Origin of the sequence: Streptomyces sp. BBFR25 (assembly GCF_044590125.1) — a bacterium.
GTDB lineage: Bacteria > Actinomycetota > Actinomycetes > Streptomycetales > Streptomycetaceae > Streptomyces > Streptomyces canus_D.
Genome location: NZ_CP172447.1, coordinates 8,699,546 through 8,718,425 on the forward strand (window position 1 = coordinate 8,699,546; position 18,880 = coordinate 8,718,425).

At 68.0% G+C, this 18,880-nt stretch carries 12 protein-coding genes and 5 pseudogenes; 10 read left to right on the top strand and 7 right to left on the bottom strand.

Annotation, left to right across the window (positions count from 1 at the left end; all coding sequences use genetic code 11):
• Positions 1-10: 10 nt before the first annotated feature.
• Positions 11-451 (top strand): OsmC family protein, encoded by a 441-nt coding sequence (locus ACGH52_RS39110; RefSeq protein ID WP_121704769.1) that lies wholly within the window; start codon positions 11-13, stop codon positions 449-451.
• Positions 452-655: 204 nt separating this feature from the next.
• On the opposite strand, the gene ACGH52_RS39115 is transcribed toward ACGH52_RS39110, so the two are convergent.
• The 4 genes and pseudogenes from ACGH52_RS39115 to ACGH52_RS39130 form a co-directional block, all read right to left on the bottom strand.
• Positions 656-2,155, bottom strand: a complete 1,500-nt coding sequence (locus ACGH52_RS39115; protein ID WP_399946518.1) for an MFS transporter — start codon at positions 2,153-2,155, stop codon at positions 656-658.
• A 920-nt stretch (positions 2,156-3,075) separates the two neighbouring features.
• On the bottom strand, positions 3,076-5,226 hold the full coding sequence (locus tag ACGH52_RS39120; protein ID WP_399947040.1) for an RICIN domain-containing protein: 2,151 nt from the start codon (positions 5,224-5,226) through the stop codon (positions 3,076-3,078).
• Between the two features lie 154 nt (positions 5,227-5,380).
• The gene (locus tag ACGH52_RS39125; protein WP_374103221.1) at positions 5,381-6,766 is read right to left on the bottom strand and encodes a ricin-type beta-trefoil lectin domain protein; all 1,386 of its coding nucleotides are present in this window, start codon (positions 6,764-6,766) and stop codon (positions 5,381-5,383) included.
• Between the two features lie 537 nt (positions 6,767-7,303).
• A pseudogene (locus ACGH52_RS39130) lies at positions 7,304-8,382 on the bottom strand (IS701 family transposase).
• Between the two features lie 318 nt (positions 8,383-8,700).
• Between ACGH52_RS39130 and ACGH52_RS39135 the strand changes: the two are divergent.
• From ACGH52_RS39135 to ACGH52_RS39145, 3 genes and pseudogenes are all read left to right on the top strand, one after another.
• On the top strand, positions 8,701-9,552 hold the full coding sequence (locus ACGH52_RS39135; protein WP_210976676.1) for a methyltransferase: 852 nt from the start codon (positions 8,701-8,703) through the stop codon (positions 9,550-9,552).
• A pseudogene (locus tag ACGH52_RS39140) lies at positions 9,549-9,821 on the top strand (transposase); the annotation flags it as partial. The gene ACGH52_RS39135 and the pseudogene ACGH52_RS39140, both read left to right, overlap by 4 nt.
• Positions 9,822-9,858: 37 nt before the next feature.
• Positions 9,859-10,255, top strand: a pseudogene (locus ACGH52_RS39145) (glycerol-3-phosphate dehydrogenase C-terminal domain-containing protein); the annotation flags it as partial.
• Positions 10,256-10,367: 112 nt separating this feature from the next.
• On the opposite strand, the gene ACGH52_RS39150 reads toward ACGH52_RS39145, so the two are convergent.
• Entirely contained in the window at positions 10,368-10,739 is a 372-nt protein-coding gene (locus ACGH52_RS39150) for a nuclear transport factor 2 family protein (protein WP_399946523.1), read from the bottom strand.
• 231 nt (positions 10,740-10,970) lie between these two features.
• Here ACGH52_RS39150 and ACGH52_RS39155 point away from each other — a divergent pair, with 231 nt between their 5' ends.
• Positions 10,971-11,783, top strand: a complete 813-nt coding sequence (locus ACGH52_RS39155; protein ID WP_210976675.1) for an alpha/beta fold hydrolase — start codon at positions 10,971-10,973, stop codon at positions 11,781-11,783.
• Positions 11,784-12,197: 414 nt separating this feature from the next.
• The gene (locus tag ACGH52_RS39160) at positions 12,198-13,895 is read left to right on the top strand and encodes an amidohydrolase (RefSeq protein ID WP_399946526.1); all 1,698 of its coding nucleotides are present in this window, start codon (positions 12,198-12,200) and stop codon (positions 13,893-13,895) included.
• Positions 13,896-14,511: 616 nt separating this feature from the next.
• Here the strand turns inward: ACGH52_RS39160 and ACGH52_RS39165 are convergent.
• Positions 14,512-14,792, bottom strand: a pseudogene (locus ACGH52_RS39165) (L-serine ammonia-lyase, iron-sulfur-dependent, subunit alpha); the annotation flags it as partial.
• Positions 14,793-15,005: 213 nt separating this feature from the next.
• Here ACGH52_RS39165 and ACGH52_RS39170 point away from each other — a divergent pair.
• The 4 genes and pseudogenes from ACGH52_RS39170 (at position 15,006) to ACGH52_RS39185 (ending at position 18,000) form a co-directional block, all read left to right on the top strand.
• Positions 15,006-15,326 (top strand): hypothetical protein, encoded by a 321-nt coding sequence (locus ACGH52_RS39170; protein ID WP_399946529.1) that lies wholly within the window; start codon positions 15,006-15,008, stop codon positions 15,324-15,326.
• Between the two features lie 698 nt (positions 15,327-16,024).
• Complete coding sequence (locus ACGH52_RS39175) at positions 16,025-17,101, top strand: alpha/beta fold hydrolase (protein WP_121704775.1); 1,077 nt, start codon at positions 16,025-16,027, stop codon at positions 17,099-17,101.
• 559 nt (positions 17,102-17,660) lie between these two features.
• Positions 17,661-17,791: pseudogene (locus ACGH52_RS39180) on the top strand (IS701 family transposase); the annotation flags it as partial.
• Between the two features lie 2 nt (positions 17,792-17,793).
• Positions 17,794-18,000 carry a hypothetical protein gene (locus ACGH52_RS39185; protein ID WP_121704776.1) on the top strand — a complete coding sequence of 69 codons (207 nt, stop codon included), beginning with the start codon at positions 17,794-17,796 and terminating at the stop codon, positions 17,998-18,000.
• 30 nt (positions 18,001-18,030) lie between these two features.
• On the opposite strand, the gene ACGH52_RS39190 is transcribed toward ACGH52_RS39185, so the two are convergent.
• On the bottom strand, positions 18,031-18,675 hold the full coding sequence (locus ACGH52_RS39190) for a class I SAM-dependent methyltransferase (protein ID WP_121704793.1): 645 nt from the start codon (positions 18,673-18,675) through the stop codon (positions 18,031-18,033).
• Between the last annotated feature and the right edge of the window lie 205 nt (positions 18,676-18,880).

Here is an 18,880-nt window from a genome sequence, read left to right on the forward strand (position 1 = left end):
ATCTCCGGGCATGAGCGAAAAATCGGAGCGTTCTGTCGTCGTCGAACGCACCAGCGGAGGCCAGTTCGTCGCGGTCAACGCCCGTGGCGAGTCGATCAGCTTCGGCACTTCCCCGGACAGCGGCCAGGCCACCGGCTTCAGCCCGGTGGAACTGCTCCTGGCCGCGATCGGCGGCTGCACAGCCGTTGACGTCGACGCCGCCACCGGCCGGCACGCCGAGCCGGCCGAATTCTCCGTGGTGGTCACCGGCGACAGGATCAGCGACGAGCTGGGCAACCGTATGACCAACCTCCAGGTCACCTTCACCGTCGCTTTCCCGGACGTCGAAGGTGCGGAGCGCGCCCGTGCCATCCTGCCCCGCGCGGTCAAGGCGTCCCATGACCGTCTATGCACCGTGAGCAGAACGGTCGAGATCGGCACGCCCGTGACCGCGACCGTCGCGAACGCCTGAGGCCGGCGCCGAGACGTCGGCTCGACGCACGGCCGGACCGCGTCGGCGGACGGGAGCACGAGCGGCTACGCCCACGTCGGTATCGTCGGCGCGCAGGGAGTCGGCCCGGACCTGAACGACGTCTGCGCTCGCCTCAATTCGCCGCGTGACGGCGCGTTCCGGGCCACGTCGCGAGTCGCCGCAGACGTTTCGCCGGTGCGTGCGCTAAGTCTTCGGCCCGTCGCCCGGAATCGAGGAAGCCGACGGGGACACGGCCGACGCCGCGCTGACGCCGACGCCCTCGGTGCGTGCGGGTACGTCGTGTTCCGTCGCGACCGTGGAGCCCGACCGGACGCGCGGAACGAGTACTGCACACACCAGGCTGACGACCGCCGCTCCGGCTCCCACGAGGAACGCGGTGCGCAACCCCGACTCCGAGGGCAGCGACGCCGGCCCTACGTGAACAGCCGCGTGTGCCAGGATCACCGCCAGCAGTGCTGAACCTGTGGCACTTCCCAGCGAGCGCATCAACGCGTTCACGCCATTGGCGGAAGCCGTCTCGGTCACCGGGACCGCGTCAGTGATCAGCTTCGCCGTGGCCGCCGCTGAGACCCCGGCACCTGCTCCAATGACGCCCGAAGCCCCGATGATGTCCCCGACACTGTCCCTGCGCAGCAGCACGTACACATACCCCGCCCCAATCAGCAACGCGGCAAGGATCATGGCCTTCCGGGGCCCGTGGCGCGTGATCATACGAGCAGCGAGGGGGGTCAGGAGAAGCGCCACCAGACCATTGGGGAGCAGGGCCAGTCCGGACGCGACCAGGCTCTGGCCGAAACCGTAGCCGGTGGAACGCGGAGCCTGGAGGATCTGCGGGAAGACGAAGAACATCGCGAAGATGGCGAATCCCGTCGCGACGGTGGCGAGGTTGGCCATGAGTACCGGACGACGCGCGGTGACGCGAAGGTCGACGACCGGGGCTGCCGTACGCAACTGGTGTCTCCCCCATCCGAGGAGGACGACGACCGCCGTCGCGCCGAGGCCCACGGTCCGGGCATCACCCCAGCCCCACTGCGCCCCGTTGACGATGGGCAGCAGCAGGAGGGCGAGGCCCACGGTCAGCCCGATGGTTCCCACGATGTCGAATCGCCCCGGAGCGCGGCTCGGTGACTCCGGGACGGCAACGGCCAGCCATATCGTGCAGAGCAGACTGAGACCCGCCGAGCCCCAGAAGAGGAGGTGCCAGTCGAAGTTCTCCGCGACCGCGCCGGCGAGCGGGATACCCGCAGCGCCACCCAGGCCCAGCGTGGCGCTCATCAACGTGATGGCCCCACCGACCCGTTCGGGCGGTAGCTGGTCACGGACAAGCCCGAGAGCGAGGGGGATCACGCCGACTGCCACGCCCTGCAGGGCACGGCCGATCACCATGGGCCACAGAGAGCTGGTGCACGCGGAGATGACCGTGCCGACTACGACCGCGCTCATCGTCAGCAGCAGCACCCGTCGTTTCCCGTACAGGTCGCCGAGGCGACCACTCACCGGGGTGGTGATGGCACCGGTCAGGAGCGTGCTCGTGACCACCCACGACGCATCCGTGGGCGAGGCGTCCAGGAGCGACGGAAGCCTGGGGATGATGGGGATGGTCAGAGTCTGCAGCAACGTAGCCAGCAGGCTTGCGATCGCAAGTACGCCGACTATCGCTGAGTCGGAGCGGGTCTTTCTCATGCGGAGTCACGCTAGACGGATATAATTGCTTGGTCAAGCAATGGTGGGTCGTGAGCCACCAGCACGGGCGCTGAGGCGCGATGCACCACCGATCTCGGGACAGGGTCCATCGGTACGCACCACACCGAGCCTGAGCTGCGGCCCCTGCTTCTGCGACGCCCAGCTCTCCATGTTCCGCAGCGGGCCGACCACAGCCATTGCCGGAATGCCGTCCCTCGCCCTCCCTGCTGGACGGGCGGGCTCGGCTGAGCGTCACCGGGGCGGCTTCGCCGTGCGCTCCGGATGGCGGAGTCGACCCAGATCCGGGTGATGGGGGGCCGCACGACCCACAGGCGCCAGAGAAGTTCGCTGGCCGCGTCGCGGTCGGTGGTGTCGGCGGGTGGACCGTGACCATCACCGGCCTGAGGGTGTCGACTGTGATGTGTCTCCTTGCGTCCGTTGACCTTCTTCCCCGCGTCGTGGCCGCGGGTGGCCTTGCAGACGGTCTCCGCTCCCTCGACGGGCCGTGAGCCGACGATCCGCGCCGGCTGCGCTGTCCCTCTGGCGACGCCGCCGGCAGGCTCGATCCACGGCCCGCTACTACCACCGTCCAGCTGCTGATCAGACGTGGAGATCACGATCCGCAGCTGGAGCATTGGAACCGAAACGCCGGACTCCGCACCGTCATCTACCGTGACGATGGGGCGGGCATCGAGAACCGTCTGTCGATCGCAATCCGGATTTCGGTATGGCCCATGACCGACCAGCCCCGTGTCTCAGGAAGCTGCGGAACAACGGCCATGCGGCTCGCCGAGGCGGGCGGCGCCCCGGCGACGCCTGCGGAAGGCGGGTAGCTGGGGCGCCGCCCAGGCCGCGCGTCCGCCTGACCGTGATTCAGTCTCCGGACACACGGGGGCTTGCAGTCGTGCGGAGGCGTCCTCCTACGGGTAGCTGACCAGGTTGGCCACGTTGGTGGAGGAGTTTGAAGGGCCGCCTCGGTCGTTGATGACGTGGCGGATGGTGCCGGTGCCGCCCAGGGAGACGGTCACCATGTTCTGGAAGCGCACATTCGGCTTGGCGGGGACCTCGAAGGCGTGGTCGGCGGTGATGCCCGGGTTGACGTTGAAGAAGCAGTAGCTGCCCAGGCCGTAGGCCTGATGGGTGGTGACGGAGTCCGCGACCTTGTAGGCGGCATAGCCCTGGGTGGCGCCGTTCATCCAGGAGGCCTGGGTGGGCGGGTCGTACGGCATCTCGTTCTGGTAGAAGTATGTCCGCCCGCCGTTGCCGTTCCAGATGGACTGATGCTTCTGAAAGTGCTCGACGAAGAGGCCGTACATGGTGACATCATCGCCGTCGACGACGAGTCCGGTGTCCGCGGTGTTCGTGTTCCAGCCGATGCCGCTGCCGTGGTCGCCGCGCCAGATCCACATGTGGTCACCGATCACGTCGTCGCTGTTGACGACGAGGCTGGTGGTCGCCTTGCCGACGGCGGCTCCGCCGACGCGGAAGTACACGTCGTGCAGTGAGGTGGGGTTCGCCGCGTGGTCGGCGGACGCCCCGCTCGGGCCGATTTCCACAAGGGTGCGCGAGTTGGTGGTTCCGGCGTCGAACAGGACGCCGGCGATCTTCACCCCGTCGACGTCGGCGACAGTCATGGCGGTGATGCCGTTCTCCGGGACGAACGTGGCGAGCCCGAGTCCGAGGACCACGGTGTCCGGCCGGGACACGCGCAGGGTTTGGTCGAGGTGGTAGACGCCGGGAGTGACCAGCAGGTTCTTCCCCTCGGCCAGAGCCGTGTTGATCTGAGCTGCGGTTGCGCCCGGTTTGACGACGTGGAACCGGTCGATGCCGAGCGAGGTGCCGGCAGCGTTGCCGTTGGCCCAGGTGGTGGCCGCGGAGTTGGCACGCAGGGCGGGCACGAACACTCGGTAGGCGCCGGCGGCGTCCACGTAGAGGAAGGGCTTCTCCCGGACGGTGGGTGTCTGGCCGACCGTGGTGTAGGGAGGGTTGGGGAAGGAGTTGCCGGGCACGCCCTGACTGCCCACGAAGACCATGTTCCAGTTGGAGCCGGTCCAACTGCCCAGCTGGGAGTTGCGGGTGAGCCACTGCTGCTGGGTGCCCGAGCGGACCTGGCCGTCGATCTTGCTGTCGGCCATGAAACCGCCGCTGGACCAGCCGCCGTCGCTGAGCTCCAGGTTGCCCCGCACGTGCATGCGACGGTATGCGGAGGCCTGGGATACCGCCCACCGGTCGGTACCACCGGTCGGATTCACCGACAGGTTCTCGGCGCCCCTCCAGAAGTTGTGGGTGGCATTCTGGGGCGGGAACCAGTCGGCCTCCACGTGCACGGCACCGTTGATCGTGACCGAGTCGGGCGACTGCCCCAAACCGAGGACCTGTGTGTAGAAGCCGACGTTGACGTCCGCGTTGTAGGTGCCGGGCTTGAACATGACGGCGTAGCGCTGGGAGCCGAACTGGTTCGTCTCCTGCTGCCGGAAAACGGAGTCGAGGCGGCTTTGAATCGTGGAGGACGGCATGGACGGGTCGAAGACGAGCACGTTGGGGCCGAGGTCGACGTCGCCGGGAGCGCTGCTCACGGGCGTCACCCGGAAGCGTTGGGCATCGGTCCCGTTGCAGGTGTACTGCACCAGCTGCACGCTGTCGGCCGTGGACGCGCTCGGCACGTCGAGGCACTTGCCGCTGTTGCGGTTGACGAAGTGATACGCGCCCCCGCCCTCGTCGACTGCCTGCCACTGCTGGTTGGTGCCACCGCCGTAGGCCCACAGGTGGACCCGTGCGTTGTCGGCGGCGGACACGTCACTGACGTCGACGACCTGCTCCGCGTCGTTGCGGTTGTCGATGCGCACGAAACCGTCGCCGGTAGGAGTGAACCGCCACTGCTGGGCGGTGGAGTTGTTGCAGGAGTACTGCTGTACCGCAGTGCCGTTGGCCGTGCCGGCAGCGCGCGCGTCGAGGCACTTACCGCTGCCGTCGTTCACGACGGTCGACCAACCGGATGGCAGGGCGGCCGCGGCTGCGTGGCCGTCGGTGGCCGCCTGAGCCGGCTGGAGGGCGGTGAGGACCGAGACCATGGTCGCCGCGGCGGCCACGGCCGCGGTCCATGCACGGCGCGAACGGCCCGGGGCGGCGCCGTGGCGACCGTCCAGGGGAGGTCGGGCGTGTGGGGGCATGTCTGCTCCTTCTGCCGCCGAAGCGGCCCGAGCGGATGGTGAAGAAGCGTCGTGGTCAGCCGTTGTACTGCGCGAAGACGCGGGTGAAGTCCCAGGGCTGCTGGGAGACGCCCGAACAGGTGTCGGCCCCGCCCCCGGTGCAGGGCCGGTCGCGGTTGACCGACCAGAACGTCAGCCGAGCCAGGTGCCGCTGCTGGGCGTAGGCGAGGATGGTGCGGAAGTCGGCGACGGTCACGGTCTCGTCGTTGTCGGTGATGCCGTTCATCGAGGAGATGCCGGTGTGCCGGTAGGCCTGGTCGTCCGTGTACCCGTAGGCGTTCTTCACCGCGGTCTTGAGGCCTTCGGCGGCACGGACGGTGAGCTGGCCCATGTTCTGGCCCGCCCCGCCGAAGTTGAACGGCATGATGGTCCAGCTGTCGACGGTGAGGCCGGAGGCTGCGGCTTTGCCGATGAGGCTGCTGTCGGGGCCGTTCTGGCCAGTGCCGAAGGTGACGTATACCTTGATGCCGGGATTGTTGGCTTTGATGGTCTTCAGTGCGTCGACCGTGCGCTGCTGCACCGTGGGACTGTCGTAAGCCGCGGCCTCGATGTCGATGTCGATGGCCTTGAGCCCGTAGGCGTTGATCACCTTCTGGTAGGCGGCGGCCAGTTCTCCCGCGCTGCCGCAAGAGCTTTCCAGCTTGTTGCCGCTCCATCCGCCGAAGGACGGGATGACGTCGCCGCCTGCCGCGCGGACGGTGTTGACGGTCTGCTGGTCGACTCCTCCGGTCAGCGGGCGGCTGCCGTCCCACTGAGGGTTGCAGTAGCCATTGCTGAGGACGAAGGCGAGCGTGAACCACTTGACGCCGGTTGCGTTCATCACGGTGGTGGGGTTCGGCGGGCTGCCCCAGCCGTTGTAGAGGTAGGGGGCGACCGCCATCGCTCCCGGTCCGGGCGTCGGGGGCTCGCCGCCTGCGGCCGGTGCCGTCCATTTCTGGTTGGCGGATCCGGTGCACGTCCAGATCTGCAGCGGGGTGCCGTTGGCGGAACTGTTGCCGGTCGCGTCGAGGCACTTGTCCGCCTGGGGATTGACGATGTCCCGAGCCGTGGTGACGGTCCACTGCTGCGCGGCACTGCCGTTGCAGTCCCACAGCTGGGTGCGGGTGCCGTTGAGGACGCCGCCCGACGCGACGTCCAGACACTTGCCCAGCGCGCGGATGGTGCCGTCGGAGCCTACGCTCCACTGCTGCGCAGCGCTGCCGTTGCAGTCGTAGAGCTGCACGGCCGTGCCGTTGGCCGTGCCGGCGCCCGCGACGTCCACGCACTTGCCACCGATGCCGGTGATTCGGCCTGTGGCCTGTGCGGCAGCCCCCGCAGGAACGACACTCAGCCCTGCGAACAGGGCGGCGGCCGCGACGGCGCCCACCATGCCATGAGAGACGGGTCTACGCAGAGATGACATGCTCATGAACCACTGTCCTGTTCTGCCGCGAGAACCGGACCCGGGTATGCCTCCTGCACCAGCGTGCTCTCAAGAGCCGATTTTGACGGGTGCATGACATGCATGAGGCCGGGACGGTTCGAGCAGCGCTAGTGGGGGAGATGGACAGTAAAGCTTACTAACTTCAATGCATGATTTAAGAAGTGAGGCAAACGACTGTCAAGTGTCTGGCGCAGACCAATGTGCGGGCAGCCTGGTCGCGCAGAGCCCCGTCCATCCGAGGGACACGGCCGACCCCCATGCGGAGGTGTGGAGGAGCGCCTGCTGAGGCAACCTCTGAAGGAACGCCGAGGCATCGAGCGGGGCGCAGTTGGGGGCGCGGACGCCTTTCATCGCGGGCACGGCCCGGCACCCGCGCCCTGCGGCTAGTAGTGCTTCGTTAGGATCTGCGCCGTCTGCGGCGGCTTCGCGGGGTGGGCAGGGGACGTCCGCAGGTGGTGCAGGTGCCGGTCCAGCACCTCAGCAGGTCCTGGAGGAGATCGAGGACCTGGTAGAGGGTCAGGCCGGCGTGCGTGCTTTTGGGTCGAGCCGCCGTAGGGTGAGGAAGGCCTGGGCGGCGGTGACGAGGGTGACGTGGTGGTGCCCGCCGCGCCAGGTACGGCCCTCGAAGTGGTCCAGTCCCAGGCCGTGCTTGAGCTCTCGGTAATCGTGCTCGATCCGCCAGCGCATCTTCGCCCACCGCACCAGGTCGGCAATCGGGGTGGTGGCGGGCAGGTTCGATATCAGTGGCCGATCGGAGCCTCCTGTCCGTCCGGCCACTCCACCAAGAGGGGTTGAGCGGGCAGGACGCCGTCCCACCGGTTGAGGCCGCCGCCCGCCTCCTGGGCTGCGGCCAGGGACTGCTTGCCCGCGGGCCGCACCGTCAGCACCGCGAACCGTGAGGTCATCGCGCCTTTGCTACCGCAGCGTCAGGTCACCTCGGTGAACCGGCCTGTGCGGCGAGGACGGAAACGGCTCGCGGTGGAGTGCGGTAGCGGGGCAGCGTCGGCGGACCGAGCCCGCCACAAGCGGGCTGGTGCGGCCGGGCATTCTCCGGGTGAGCGACTTCCTTCCCGCTCAGCGCCAGGACATAGGCCAGCCCTCGCTGTTCGAGACCGAGTCGGAACGGGGTGCTGACGCCGTAACCGGCATCGGCGACCACCACCGGCGCCTTCAACCGCCATTCGCCGAGCGTGTCGAGCAGGCCGAGCGCCAGACGCCACTTCTCCTGGTGCATCACCTCGTCGGGGACTCCGGCCCGGCGGCAGCGGTCCGGCTCCTCTGTCCACTCGCGCGGCAGATACAACTCCCAGTTCAGTGGGCAGGAGGCGGTGTCGGTGGCAGCGTGGACGCTGACCGCGACCTGGCAGTTCGCCCTCTTGCCGACCGCCCCGCAGTACTGGCGGGCCACCCCCACCGAGGCGGTGCCACAGCCGCTCGGCCATGGGCTGGATCGACTTGCGCCGGCCGTCCAGCATCAGACCCTGCAGATAACACGCGCCCCACCGCCGCTGGTCCCGCCGCGGCACCGAGGCGAACACATCGGCAACGAACTCCGCTAACTCATCCCGGAGCCGTTCCACCTCCCCCAACCTCATACCGGAGTGGATGCCCACCACCAGGCGAGATCACCCGACGTAACGAAGCACTACTAAGGTCGTGTCTCCCAACTGGTGGGCACGGAGACATCGAGGGCTCCGTCGTGCTCGTAGACTTATGACGTGGCATTCATGAGCACCCCGCACTGCTGCTTCCTGTGATCGGAAGGCGCTGACGGCGATGCCGGACGGCGTCGCCCTCCTTGGTGTGCCTGCTGCGTGAATCACGTCCCGACGCTGCCGGTTCCTTCCTGAGGCAGCGACGCTCTGAGCGCGCAGGCACGATCCCTTCCCTTCATCCCTCGCCAGGAGTGCCTCGTGCCCGTGTCGCTTCCCCCTGCCCTCGATCTGTCCCTCGACCTGCTTTGCTGTCCGACGTGCCGAACGCGCCGCCTGCACCCCGAGGGCGGTGCGCTGCGTTGCCCGGTGGGCCATACCTTCGACGTCGCCCGTCACGGCTATGCCAGCCTGCTGACGGGCACCCGCGCCACCAGCGGCGACGACGCAGCCATGGTCCAAGCCCGGGACCGGTTCCTGTCCACCGGCACCTACGCGCCCATCCGCGAAGTCGGGGCCCGACTGGCGGCTGACGCCATGTCCGATCAGGGCACGGTGGTAGACGTGGGGTGCGGCACCGGCTACTACCTGGCCGGCGTACTCGACCAGCTGCCCGGCGCCCGTGGCCTGGGGCTGGACACGTCGGTGCGCGCGCTGCGCTCGGCAGCCCGTGCCCACGACCGAGCCGCCGCGGTCACCTGGGATGTCTTCCGTCCCTTCCCACTGGTCGACGGGGCGGCCGATGTCGTGCTGGACGTGTTCGCCCCACGCAACCCGGCCGAGTTCCACCGCGTACTGCGCGCGACCGGTCGGCTGATCGTGGTCCGGCCCACCGGGCGGCACCTGGCCGAGCTGCGCGGTCAGGTGCCTGCGATGGTCACGATCGACCCGGCCAAGGAGCAGCGCCTGCACCGGGCGCTCAACCCCTTCTTCGAGGCCGTCGTCACTGAACAGGTGGAGTACTCGGCGTCCTTGAGCAGGCTGGAACTCCTGGACCTGGTTGCGATGACGCCGAGTGCACGCCACGTGAGTCGTGCAGACCTGAACGACGGCGGCCTCTTGCCTGATCAGGTCACTGTCTCCGTGCTGGCGACCGCCTACCAGCCTCGGTGACCACGAGCGGGCGCATACGCCTGCTGACCGATGAGCAATGGGCACGCCTGGTGCCCTGCCTTCCCCGCAGCGCGGGGAAGGCAGGGCGTCCGTTCGCCCACCGTCGCATCATCGAGGGGATCATCTACCGATGCCGCACGGCATCCCCTGGAGAGATCTGCCCCGCGAAGCATTCGGTCCCTGGCAGACGGTGTGGAAGCGCCATCGCAGGTGGGCGGCTGACGGCACCTGGGACACGGTTCTGGCCCAGGTGACCGCTCAGGCGGACTCGGTCAACGGGATCGACGCTGGAGACCCTGCCCGGATCCGATGGGCGAGGGCTACGAGCCAGTGTCGCGGCTGCCCAGAGGGCTACCGCTTCCCGGAGTCGCCCCGGGCGGTCACCCGCAGCCTGCTTACCGACAACACGCCGGGTATCGGTATGGCTTCCGACGCTGCACGGCACCTGGCGACCCACTACGGGTCACTCGCCTTCGACGTGGCATGCCTGGCCCAACGCGATCCCGTTCTCGCGCAACGCATCCATCCCGAGGCCCCCGAGATCATGGCTCAAGTCGTGTACGCACGCGATCACGAGTGGGCCGAGACCGCGGACGACGTGCTGCGCCGTCGCACGACGCTCACCATCCGGGGACTGGCGACGGACGAGGTCCGTGCCCGAGTCGGGCGGATTCTCCGACCGGCCGGGCCTTCCGCTCCCTGATCCGCGGCCCGGGTGGCCGGCGGCCCGTGACGGATGGTCCCGGTCGCGGACACCGCTGTTGCGCGGTGGCACGGTCCACGGCCGAATCCCAGAGGATCAGCGGGTGGGCCGTCTACCCTTGCACCCGGGTGCCGTAGAAGTAGTCCCTATTCCAGACGATCTTGCCGTCCATCACCCGGGTCACAGCCATCACGTCGAGCACGTCCAGGACATTGCCGTCCTTGTCCATCATCGTCTGGACGCGCCGGCTCAGTACCACGTCCTCATCCGCGGCAACATGCTTCACCTCCAGGCGGTAGCGTTCGACGCCCGACTCGCGAGCGCGATCGAGGAAGGCCACCAGATCGTCAAGGCTCTTCACGGGTGCCTCTTCGGTGAAGGGGGACTCCCAGGTCACGCCCTCATCCAGGACCTTCCGGCAGACGGCGACCGCATGCTTGCACGTAGGTCCGAAGCCCTCCCAGAAGGCGCGTACCAACGCCACCGACCCTGTTCCACTCAACGCACGGCTCCCTGTCCGATATGAGGCGGGAAAAGCTACAAGCTCGACACATCACCCACATCATGTCAGAGGTGCTTGTCGAGTCAATCAATGTGACCTCTGTCGCACCCCTGCCTCGCCGGGGCCGTTCCCTGTGTGCCGTAGTAGCTTGATCACCCACACGGCCGTACCGAACTGCGGCCGGTCTTCGTACAGGGAGGGGAGTGGAGCACTATGAGCGAGCGGGTCAGCGCAGCCGGCCAGGAGGTTGCCTGCGTCACGTCGGAAGGCACCGGACCGGCCGTCGTCCTGGTCCACGGCAACTCCTCGTCCGCCCGGGTCTGGCGCTCCCTGCTGGACGGCCCTTTCGGACGGCGGTTCCGTTGCCTGGCACTCGACCTCCCCGGTCACGGCGACTCCGCCCGGGGGCGCGCTCCCGAGGACCACGCGATCCCCGGCTACGCCTCGGTCGTCGCCCGTTTCGTCGAGGAGGTGCGTGCCGAGGAGGCCGTGCTGGTCGGGTGGAGCCTGGGCGGGCACGTCGTGCTCGAGGCGGCGGAGCAGCTGCCCGGGGTCACCGGCCTCGTCCTCTTCGGCGCCCCGCCGGTCAGCGGTCCGGCCGATTTCGGCCGAGCCTTCCTGCCGAACCCCGCCATGAACGTGGGGTTCACCGCCGAGGTCGATGCCGAGGCCGCGCGCTCCTACGCCGAGAGCTTCCTGGCGCCGGGGTCCAAACTGCCGACAGACGATCTCGTCGCCGACATCCTGGCCACCGACGGAGCGGCCCGCGCCGGCCTCCTGGCGAGCATCGAGGCGGGAAACTTCGCCGATGAGGTGGCGGTCGCGACGAGGCTCGACCGGCCGCTCGCGGTCCTGCACGGCGAGGGCGAACAACTGGTCAGTCTGGACTACCTGCGAAGCCTGGCCCTGCCCACGCTCTGGCGCGGCGAGGTACAGGTCCTGCCCGGTGTCGGACACGCCCCGCATGTCGAGGCGCCGGAGCGTTTCACGGACGTGCTCGGCCAGTTCATGAGCGACCTGGTCTGAGCCCAGGCCCTTGTGTCCCGATGCCCGCGGGGAGCAGGCCGGGCTCGCGGCCGGCGCAGTGCGGCGCCCTGCCCCGGGGCGCTGTCCGCCGTCAACTCCCGTACGGTGACGCGTCCGGCGCCGGGTGTGGGCGGCTCCGCCGTGTCAGAGTGACGAGACAGCACACCCGTTGACGCCGCGGTCCACAAACGTGTGACCATGGCAGTGCCGTTAGACTGCTGTGGTGTTGTCGACACGTTGCTCCCGCAGCACCGCGGTCGCGTGCTGGAACACCCTCCCGGTGTGCGAGGCGGAACGCCCCTCCCGATCGGTGCCCCCGGAGTGGTCAGCGCCCGGTGCCGGGGCTGGGGCCGCCGCAGGGCAGGACCGACGCTGAAGCTCCAAGAACCCCATCCCGCGAGGAACGACGCGAACATGAACGACATGGACCCCGGCCGCAGGCGCTTGCTCAAGATGTTCGGACTGACCGCCTCGACGACGACGGCAGCCCTTCTCCAGGCCGACCCAGTGCTGGCCGCGACACTCGGATACGACGAGAGAACCGGTGTCACCGCTGCCGGCTACCGGCCGCCCACCGGCCTGGCCCGCAGCACCCCGGCGAAGGACACGGCCTTGAACTGGATCGGGGCCAATGAAGGCGCGATCACCAAGCTGAGTGACGAGGTGTGGCGGCACGCCGAGCTGTCCCTGCGCGAGTGGAAGTCCTCACTCGCCACCGCTCGGCTGCTTCAGGACAACGGCTTCACCGTCGAATGGGGATCCGGCGGCTTCCCCACCGCCTTCGTTGCCACCTACGGCAACGGCGGCCCCGTCCTGGGCTTCAACGCCGAATACGACGCACTGCCCGGACTCTCGCAGAAGGCGGGCGTGACCACCCACGACCCGCTGATCCACCACTACGACGCCTACGGACCCTCCTACGGCGCCGGACACGGGGACGCCCACAACGCCCTCGGCGCCGGAGGCACAGCCGCGGCCATCGCCGTGGCGCACGCGATCCGCGCGCACGGGCTGAAGGCCACCGTCAAACTCTTCGGAAGCGCCGGCGAGGAGCAGCTCGTCGGCAAGGCCTACGCCGTCAAGGCCGGTGTCTACGACGGGCTCGACGCCTTCCTCGACTGGCACCCCTTCAACATCACGGTGCCGTTCTGGAACACCACCAGCGCCCTGATCTCGGCGACCTTCACCTTCCTCGGCGCCTCGGGACACGGCGGGACGCCGCTGGGCAACAAGAGCGGGCTCGACGGTGCCCTGCTGATGGCGACGATGTCGGAGTATCTGCGGGAGAAGAACGTCGCGCCCTCGGGCCGGTTCCACTACGCCGTCATCAACGGCGGCGGCGCTCCCAACGTCACCCCCGACATGTGCTCGATCTGGTTCTTCGTACGGGAGGGCAGCCCCGACCGGGCCCGCGTCCTCTACGACAAAATTCTGGAGTGCGCGAGGGCGGCGGCCCAGGCCAGTCAGACGCGCCTGGTGCACAAGTTCCACTCGGCCACCTGGAACCTGCTGGCGAACAAGGCCGGTGCGGAGCTGCTCAACGACAACATGCGGCAGATCGGCGCCCCCCGGTTCACCGACGCGGACCACGCGATGGCGAAGGCGCTGCAGAAGTCGCTCGGCCGTCCGGAAGTCGGCATGCCCACCGAACTGGCCCCGCTGACGCCACCGGCGGCCGCGTACACCGGCGGTCTGGCCACCGACACGGCGGACATCAGCTGGCAGGCGCCCACCGCGGTCCTGCTGTCGGCGGCCTACCCGCCCGGCATCCCGAACCACAACTGGGGCGTCACCGCGACGGCGGCCACCAACATCGGCCATCAGGCGCTGCTCTCCGCCTCCCGCTACCTGGCTGCGGGTGCTGTCGACCTGATCGAGCAGCCCGACCGGCTGGAGGCCATGCGGGAGGAGTTCGAGGGGCGTACCGCCGGCATACGGTGGGCGTCGATGATCCCCGACGGCTGTCAGCCGCCCCTCTACGAGCCGCCTGCGGACTTCCTGCGGGACACCGGCCAGAGCTGGCCGCCGCCCGGAGTGACCTGGCCCGTGCCGCCGGTCGTGGCGGCGGAGCAGTTGGGCTCCACCGGCCCCACTCCGAGTCCCGTGACCTGAGGCCGTCGTGCACGGCGGTGACGTGATCCGTGGAGGCGTGGGGCGTGACGCGGCGGCCACGGTAGGGGCTGTGTTTCGTTCGGTGGCGGGTGGTCACCGGTGCCTGGGTCCAGCTGTCGCGGACCTCCGCGGGGGAGGGTCCGGCACAGGCGGAGTGTGGGAGTGGCCCGTGCCGAGCGCACACGCCGGCCGGCGCCTGAGCGGTGGCCGCGACCGGCGCCTCGCCAGGAGCGTCCGGCGGACTCCTGCTCCGCGCCCGCGAGAGCGACGACGCCGCCTCGGCGGGCAAGGACCCCCTTCGCCGTCTACTTCCATGTATCCCCGCCCCCGCGTCACTTGATGAAATCGGCGGGTTACGACGACAGCGGCATGGCTGCGGGCCCCCTTCCGGGTGCTCGGGCCGCTGGAGGCGAGCGGGAAGCAGGGGGCGTGAACGTGGCACCGGGGCGGCAGGAAGTCGTCCTCGGAGCCCTGGTGCTCCAACTCAACCGCGGTGGAGACCGCCCATTTGGTGGACGCCATCTGGGCCCACGACCCTCCGAAGACGGCACCCACCAGGTGCAGATGCGTGAAGGCAACAAGTCGAGCGCTCGACGGTGTTCACCGCGGGCCCGCCTCACGCCCTCCCGTCGTAGTTCACCGCCACGTCCCTGCCGGCGTCCCGCATCGGCTTGATGACCTCGTCGAGGGAGACCTTGTGGCTACCGCCGCCACGCAGGGGCACCATGCGGCCGTGACCGCCTGACCGTGGTGCCATTACGCTCGACGCCCCGAGATCTGGACGAGACCACCGCCCGGGTCGCAGGTCAGCCCGAGGTCGTGCTCCAAGCCGACCTCGACGGCGTTCTCCACCTGCTCGGCCCTGCCGCTCAGCACCTCGGCGAAGGCGCCCGCCGCCGCCCGCCAAAAACTTTCACTAAAGCCGAGATGAACAGGGAGTCACGCTTTCAAGTTTAATTGACTATGCAAGTAGAGAGAGGGTAGCGTCTCTACTGCGCTCATCCATGCTTATGTTTGCGGATGCTTTGTGCTCCAATTGACGCGGAAGGTCGGAGGACGTCGATGAGGATTATGAGAAGGGTCGCCGTCGTAGCGGCAGCAATTGCTTCCATGGGCATCGTTTTCATACAGCCCGCATCCGCCGCCCAGACGGATCTCTACTGGTGGGGCACGCACGCCGCAGTCGACAACAACCCAGGAAATGGTGCTCCGGGGTGGGTCTGGGTGTACGGCACGACGCACGATGAAACAAATGGCGGGGCCATCGTGTACCAGCTCTTCGACGGTAAGACGTACGAGCTGGATGCGTGGAGTGGGCAAACCGCCTCGGCGTACACGAGCACACCGGTTAAGGGTTTCAAGGCCTGTTACAGCGACTTCGCCTCCGGCGCTTGGACCAATCATTGTGGCGCTTGGCACTGGTTTGGGTGAATAACGGCTGGCGCCATGGTCAGGATCTCGGCTCCTGTGGCGACTCGCGCGCCCAAACGGGAATCAGGTGGGGCTACTGCTGGATGTCGAGGACACGGCGGTGACGCGACGGACGGCAGAGGCTCTGGCCCGAGTGGGGACGGTGGCCGCCGTGAGGCTCGTCGCTCTTGCGGTTCTCGAGGCTGACGGCAACCACGCTGACTGGCTGCAGGCCGGGGTGCATGACGCACGCTCGTGGGACCGGACGATGTGCCGGATGTCGCGGTGGCTTACTCAAGCGCCTCGAGCTGGGCGGACTCCTCCGGTCTCGTCCCCGGACGCGGCCCCGCATCCATCCGGTGCTGCTTCACCCACTTCCGCATCGTCTCGAGGGAACCGATGCCGAGCTTGTCCGCCACCGCCTGCGGGGCGGCGTCGCGTGCGGACAGCCGCCGCGCACCTCAGCGATCCTGCGCATCGCGCTGCGGCGCAGCTCAGCGTGGTGCCGGGAGGGTCGTGCCATGACTCAATCCTGTCCTGTGATCGAGTCTCTGCGCCACGGGGCGGTTCACCGTGAGGATCCCGGCGAGCTGAACTGTGTGGTCCGTTGGCCTGATATCGCGCCGTACGGTGGCGACGGGGCGATAGAACTGGGCAAAGGAACCTTGCGTCAGCGGACGGAATCCCGAAAGCGACGCGCATCGTTCTCGGAGAGTCACATGATCGACAGACGCACCTTTGGCACGGTCCTCGGGGCAGGCGCAGGGGCAGCGGCTCTCGCCGGCCTCACCACCGGTTGCGCGAAAGGCACATCCGACGCTGACCGGGCCCTTCGCGGCGGTCCCGTTGAGGAGACCTCGGCGGAGAGGACGCACTTCGGTCCGCTGAAGCAGATCAAGGCGGGCGAACTGAACGTCGGTTACGTGGAGCAGGGGCCCCGGCGAGGGCCCGCCGTGATCTTGCTGCACGGCTGGCCCTACGATATCCACAGTTATGAAAAGGTCGCGCCGCTGCTCACAAAGCAGGGCTACCGCGTCATCGTCCCGTACTTCCGCGGGCACGGCACGACCCGATTCCTGTCGGACAAGACGCCCAGGACAGCGGAGCAGGTGGCGTTCGCTCTCGACATCATCGCCCTCATGGACGCCTTGGGTATCGACAAGGCGATCCTCGGCGGTTTCGACTGGGGGTCGCGGACGGGCGACATCATCGCAGCGCTCTGGCCCCGACGGGTCAAGGCTCTGGTATCCGTGACGGGTTACCTGATCACCAACCTCGCCGCCAACAGGAAGCCCTTGCCTCCCAAGAATGAATGGGCATGGTGGTACCAGTACTACTTCGCCACCGAGCGAGGGCGGCTGGGGCTCGAACAGAACAGGAAGGAGCTGGCGAGGCTTATCTGGAAGTTCAACTCGCCGACTTGGGGCTTCGACGGGGCGACCTTCGATCGTACCGCCTCAGCCTTCGACAACCCTGACTACGTTCCTATCGTGATTGACAACTACCGATGGCGGCTCAGCCTGTCGGAGAGCGATCCGCGCTATGCCTCCATCGAACAAAAGCTTCAGGCCGGTCCTGTGATCACGGTCCCGACGGTCACACTGGACGGTGCGCTGGATCCCTTCACTCCTCCGGGCAACGGCTCCGCCTATCGGGACAAGTTCACTGGTCCGTACGCACATCGAACTCTTGAGGGCATCGGCCACAACGTGCCGCAAGAAGCGCCTCAGGCCTTCGCACAGGCCGTCGTCGACGCCGACCAGCTCACTCTCAGGGCCAAGGGAACGGGAAAGTAGTAGAAGGCCTCGATGGAGATGAAGAACTCGGCGCGGGTGGTGGCCCGGTCGGGCCAGGTGCGGGTGCCGATCTCCGGGCCCAGAAGCTCTCCGCGGCGGCGCTGTCGAAGCATTGGCTTTGTTCATGAGTCGTGGTTCTGGGCGAACTTCTGTCCAGCTCTCACGTTCTGCAACCTGCCGGGTATCGGCGCACACCTCTGAGTGCTCCAGCAGGTACAGATGCGAGTGTTCCAGGGAGCAGGCGACTGCTTGTCGGTTACGGCCGACTGGATTGAGATCACATACCGAAGCCGTCGTCTGGGTCGTCCGCTTCCGGGGGTATGCACTCGTGGGGTCTGATCCAGTGGCTGGCGCTGTCCGGAAGGGGCTCGGAATCGCCCTCGGTCCGGAAGGTGAAGGCGGTTCTCGTCGGCTCCACGTGTAGGGAGAGCTGTCCGGGTGGCTGGTGGAGTGTCCCGGGGGTCGAAGCGGCAGACGATCGCGTTGACTTCGGCGGTGACGTGCGCGTGGGCGATGGGTCCTGCGGACGTGGCGAGTGACGTCGGCGTTCGAGGGCCTGATGAGCCGGACTGCAGGCCGGTTCACGCGAGCCGAATTCCGGCGCAGAGACGGACGGTTGGTGCTCGGTTGCTGTCGGACCTGCCGCATAGGAACTGCTGGACCATCGCCGAGTGGTCCGGGGAGGCAACCCGATGTACGCGGCTACGTGGTGGAGTACCTGCAGGACGCCAGGCGGTTCTGAAGCTCAGCGTGAGGGCTGGCTCGGCGAGGTCGAGGGCCTAGAGATCAGCCTGGCCGGCGCCGAGGACCAGTGGACCCAGCTCGATGCCGCTCTCAAGCCCTCAGCCATCCACCTGGGCCTGCCCGCCTTCGGCGAGATCGCCGCACGGACCATCTGATCTGCTCCGCCACGCGACTGGCGGAACCGCTCAGGGTTGACGTCGCGCGAGGATGATCCCTCCCAGCTTGCTCTCGGCAGAGGTGAGAGTCTTGTGCGTCTCGACGGCGAAGCCGGCTTCGTTGAGCCACTCAATCGTCTGGTGGTGCTGGCGGTAATGGACATGGACCTTCATCGGATGCCCGCCATAGCCCTCAGTCTTCAACCGCGACTCATCGCCGACATGGAAACTGAGAAGCAACGGCCCACCGGGCCGAAGCACTCGACGGAACTGCGCCAGCACCGAGCCCATCTCGTCGTCAGGAATGTGGATCAGTGAGTACCAGGCGACCAGGCCAGTCAGGGAGGCGTCGGCCAAGGCGAGGTCCGTCATGGAACCGAGATCGAACCGCACGCCGGGGTGCTCACGACGGGCCACATCGATCATTCCAGGTGACAGATCGATGCCGAACGCGTCCAGGCCAACGTTCCGCAGGTAGCCTGTGATTCTGCCTGTCCCGCACCCCACGTCCGCGACCAGCCCGCCGTCTTGGGCACGCACCAGGCCGGCAAACAGGGCCAGGACCGCGCGTTCCTCGGGTGTCTCGTCCAAGAGGTGACGTGTCAGCTCTGCGTAGCTTGCAGCGACGGTGTCATAAGACGTCCGCGTATCCGCCAGCCAGTCACTTGCGTTCAGTCCCATTTCCACCGACCGCAGGCTACACAGGTCATCAAGCGGCGCGACGGCTTAGTTCGGAGAAGGCCGGTCTGCGCGAGCTGCAACACCTTCGAGGGCAAGGGCGTGACCTTCCTCCGCCGGAAGGGGAGCGTCCGGCACCTGCTGGAGTGCCGGGGATGCCGGGAGACAAGCACCCTGCCGCGCCGCTTCCACCTCGACGTCG